Genomic DNA, 4,816 nt, shown 5'->3' on the forward strand with positions numbered 1-4,816 from the left:
ATATTAAAAATCAAATCATTTAATTACACCCAACGGGTTACAATACTATTATTGATCCAATACTTATAGATAATATAGATTATTTATTATCTGCTCAAATTTTTAATAAAACAAACTCACTTCTTGTAAGCAATGTAACTGATGTAGTAAATACAAAAGACACTTCAGTGCAATTCCGTTTTGGAAGTAATAATATGTACAGCACATTACCTGCAGGAACAGAATATGTTGTTATTCTTAAATATGTATCAACAGTTGCAGCAGATTAATCGTACGCAATCAGATAAAAAGTAAGTGATTTACACAAACGAAAAGAGCACTCTAATAGTGCTCTTTTTTTTTACTAACTCGCCAACTCATTATCTTAAGAATTATCTATCGTCCTGTTTTAAACAGATCTATCAAAAAAAAGAGGCCTTTAGCCTCTTTTATTTTGATAAATTACTTTTATTTTGAATAGATTTTCAAGGTACTACCACTGGCATAATACAAGTTTTCATTAATTGGGTCTACTTCGTATAAAGGTTTATTGCTATCTAATAAAACCTTAGCAACTTCTTGCCCGTCTTTTTTTCTCACTTTTATCAACTCTGGTCCTTTCTCTCCGCGGTTTGCAACGAATGCGTATTCATCATTTTGTTTCATTGCATTGAAGCGCGAGCGTACCTTAGAAGTTAGGTTCTTATCCAATGCATCTGCAACCTCTCCATAAGCGTCTGCTTTCTTATTTGCACGTTTTTGTGCTGCATCTGTTAGCAAGGTATTAGTTTCAGAGCGAAGTTGTCCATTGGTGTCTCGGTAAGTCATTGTCACAGTTGCATTAGCAGCAGCATTATTTGCCGATTGAGATGCTCCTAAAAAAGCGCCACCAACAATACCCGCAGATTTCATTAGACGTCTTTCTGCCTCACCTGGTTCCTTATATACATTGTGATACAATTCATTTCCCTCCAAGTCTAATCCAATCACATCATTCTCACCTACGATACAAATTCCCCAATCAAATGTCTCAATGCTCTTGATTGTCTTATCATTCTTCACTTCTACTTTACCTTTCGGTTTAGGATCTTCTTTACTCGAATTATTAAACGTGTAGATTCTTTTATTGTTATACACAACAAATTTGTCATCCATAACCGAATATACTAATGGTCTTTTCTTATCGAACTTCACATTCTTTTTCCATATTTTCTTGCCAGAAGTATAATCTACCATATTTCCATATGTATCTGTTAAATAGAATACACGGTCATCACCCGCTTTTCCTAAATAATACACCTCGTCTTTTTCATCATCCGCAATCTCTACGAATTTCTTCCATTTGTTTTGTCCATCTCCATCGACTAAATTCATTTCATTATCAGCAATGTATAGATAATCGTTATCCACAGGAATTACTTGTTTTATATTCTTCCCTTTAGCATCTTTCTTCCATATCTTCTGACCAGACTCATAGCTGTAGAAGTTAAACCCAGATGTATGTGCTACCAACAGCTTATCTTTGTGATCTTCTAAATAGCTAATGCGTTTAGTTACAATATCCTTCTTCCATAGTTTTTCTCCATCTCCAAGAGTCAATACGTTTAGTGCATACTTATAAGAGAAGAAGGAAGATTCATCAGTGATGATGATAGCCTTATCTCTATTTTGATTCAAGAAGAAATTTGTAATAATATAGGCAGTATTCCAGTTGACAACTCCAGACTGCTTATTAATATTGTATAGTACACCTTTTACAGTCACAAAGATTTCGTCTGAAGTAGTCAATATTTTATCTTCTGTAATAGGAGCCCCTTTTCCTATAAATGCCTTAAACAAACTCCCCAAAGACTTACTTAAACTATCTAATGTACCTAATTTATTAGTCCATAATACTTGCTTACCAGCGATATCATAGCTCAAGAAATCAATACTTTCACCTTGTGTTCCTAAGATTAATAATGTATTCTCTCCAAGTAAGTAGTACGTCTGTAGAATCCTATACTGCATTTCTGCAGAGTTAAACACAACTTCTCCTGTCGTAGAATTGATAATTAAGTCATTGTGTTCCAAACGAACGGACGCATAAGGAGAATTTGGAATTAAAACCACTTCTTCATCTTTCTGAAAAGCTCCTAAGAAATCGTTATTCTCTAACTTATTTAAAGTTGAAGCAGCTCCCTGCATTGCAGTTGTACTTGAATAATCTTTTTTTGCAAAAGACCAATCGATCTGATGTGTCTCTCCATTGATACTGGAAATATTTTCCTTGTCTTCTACAATGACATTTCCTGTGAGTGGCTCTAATAGCACTTGTTCAATATTGTGCTTTAACTCTACATTGACTTGAGCAGTGGCTCCAATAGAACACAACACGCCAGCTAATAAATAGTACTTTACATTCATATATTTGTTATTAAAAGTTTTTCTAACTCTTCTTGCTGTATAGCATATTCTGTTTTACTATTGATAATCTCATTTCAATGTCAAAGTTTCAAGCCCTTTTCCTCTCCCCATTCATAGTGATGTATTATATTTTAAAACAACGTTTACGATCACACTCTCCTCTTCTAAGTAAAAGACTAATACACTTTCTTTAGCTCCACATCACCATTTGGCCACACCCAAATAAACATATCATCCCTAAAATAACCACAATCAAAAATCAACACAAATTAACATAATAAAATACAAATTCAATAAAAAAAATAATATATTTTATTACTATAAATTAATATTCACTCCCTTTAATTAAAACACATAACAAACTGATAAGAAATAAGATAAAACTAATACTACACAAGAAAATAGTTTAATCATACATCTAAAGGATTAATATCAATTTAACAATAAAAAAAGACAGCCCCTCTGTTTGTTTTAAAAGTGTATTGTCCACAGGGATAGCTACAATACACCTCAATATACCCAGCCCCTTAGGTGATTGACTTGGGAAAGAATACTATCATTTGTACCTATTCTATTGACGTTTTTATACCTATATAGACTCTTAACTACTTAAGAGACATCATCGCATTTATATGTTTACTACCTAAAGACAAGGTATTCATTATAAACCTGAGAGAAATACAGACAAAGCTATTTTGCAGTAATTTGATATCGTAACTCAAAGACAAAGTAATAGCTGTTTTAGGTGAGTTTGGTTCAATGTTTAAAAATCTTACACCTCTCTCCTTTCATTGCGGAATACTAATTAACTACCCCACCTGATTACACACAGCAAAAGGTTTTCTTTTATGCTGCGTAAACCGACTCTTCTGATCTATCAAAAGAACAATTAACACAATCGCTCTTCAGAAAAAATAGTATTCATAAATAACTATGAGATAATCTTCGTACGATGTAAGATGCCATTACATATTATGAATTTATAATTACATTATTACCCTTTTATTATTTACCTTTCGATACTAATGTAGAGACTATTATTTGTCATATCTCAAAGGATAGTCACATGCTAAACGATAAATACTAATCGCTATGATAAGAAACAAAATAATACTGAAAGACTCATTCCCTGCGCTGAGTAAAGAGCAAATCAATACATTCGAAAAGCGCCTAATAGATAAATTTAGTTTTCCTCCTTTGCCTGAAGATTACAAAGCGTTTCTCTTGCAAAACAATGGTGGATATGTCTCTCCTGGAGTAATAGATGAAGGGCACAGCCACGATATTGTATTCGATACACCATTACAATGGGTACGTGCAGAAGGAAAACCCATGGTGAGACCAAATATCTATTGCTTCTTCGCAGTATGGCTACCTGATGAAATGAATATCGATGAGGTAACCAATGAAGATTTGTACACTTTAGAGGCATCGAATGCCTATTCGAGAGAAGACTTTGACGTCTTACCTACCCTCATGATGTCAATTGGTATGACAAGTCATGAAGCTTCAGGAGACCTATTAGCTATCTCACTTGAAGAAGAAGAGTACGGTGCTGTATACTACTCGTATAACAATGCAACACATCCTGCAAAGTTCCACGGAGATTACTATGATAAGGCTGCACAAGTAATCATCGACACTCATAAACTAACTCCTGAAATATACAACAACTTAGAAGGAGAAGAAAAAAGAAAGATGGAGGATTTGTTCAAGAAAGCTTACTTTGTGAAAGTTGCTAACTCATTTACTGAATTTCTCAACAATTGTGAAGTAATAGAAAACCCTTATCAATAAAAATAGTTTATACAAACAATACACAAAGTGTTCTATACTAAAAACAAAAGCATAGAACGCTTTGCTTCTACCCTATGTTGTATCTTATTCAGTGATTGATTTATTTGTGTACAACTACTGCATTCTTCTACTTATAATCTATGCCTAACTGTGTACAAAAGATTCTAACAAGAAAAAGATTGACTATACTTTCCTTCTCAGACAGTATAAAATCGGAAGGTAAACAAGCAGGCTAATAACGATGGGAATTACCGATAACTGTAGGGTATGTACTATTGACGCTTTAAGACTATAGGTACTCCATCCAGCTTCTCTATCCCCAAAGACCAATAAGTCCTCATAGAACCAAAGTACTATAACTATGAGACTGTGAATGACTACTTGTATACCAAAAGATTGGATACGCAAAACAACTAATAGAAGTAAACTATAAAACACACTAACAATTAACGCTCCGACTAAGACATCTTGATAAAAGTTAAAAGTAATATCACCCGATGGTCTATCTCTCAAAGTATACATAGAAACAGCTGTCTGTACAAAGGAAATTAGAACAAACAATATCCAATGAAAGAATAGATGCGTTTTATTGATATGGATATCCAAACGAAATCTGGACAATTAGTTAAGCAGC

General features: G+C 33.5%; 3 protein-coding genes. 1 reads left to right on the plus strand and 2 read right to left on the minus strand.

Translation table 11 applies throughout. The annotated features are described in order from the left end of the window. Positions 1 to 447: 447 nt before the first annotated feature. Positions 448 to 2,385 (minus strand): outer membrane protein assembly factor BamB family protein, encoded by a 1,938-nt coding sequence (locus GJV76_RS15170; protein ID WP_155093428.1) that lies wholly within the window; start codon positions 2,383 to 2,385, stop codon positions 448 to 450. Positions 2,386 to 3,477: 1,092 nt separating this feature from the next. Here GJV76_RS15170 and GJV76_RS15175 point away from each other — a divergent pair. Beyond that, positions 3,478 to 4,182, plus strand: a complete 705-nt coding sequence (locus GJV76_RS15175) for an SMI1/KNR4 family protein (protein WP_155093429.1) — start codon at positions 3,478 to 3,480, stop codon at positions 4,180 to 4,182. A gap of 183 nt (positions 4,183 to 4,365) precedes the next feature. Here GJV76_RS15175 and GJV76_RS15180 read toward each other — a convergent pair whose 3' ends face one another. Continuing rightward, on the minus strand, positions 4,366 to 4,704 hold the full coding sequence (locus GJV76_RS15180; protein ID WP_196216246.1) for a hypothetical protein: 339 nt from the start codon (positions 4,702 to 4,704) through the stop codon (positions 4,366 to 4,368). Positions 4,705 to 4,816 lie beyond the last annotated feature (112 nt).

This window comes from Myroides albus, from assembly GCF_009711045.1.
In the GTDB taxonomy this organism is placed as follows: domain Bacteria; phylum Bacteroidota; class Bacteroidia; order Flavobacteriales; family Flavobacteriaceae; genus Flavobacterium; species Flavobacterium album_A.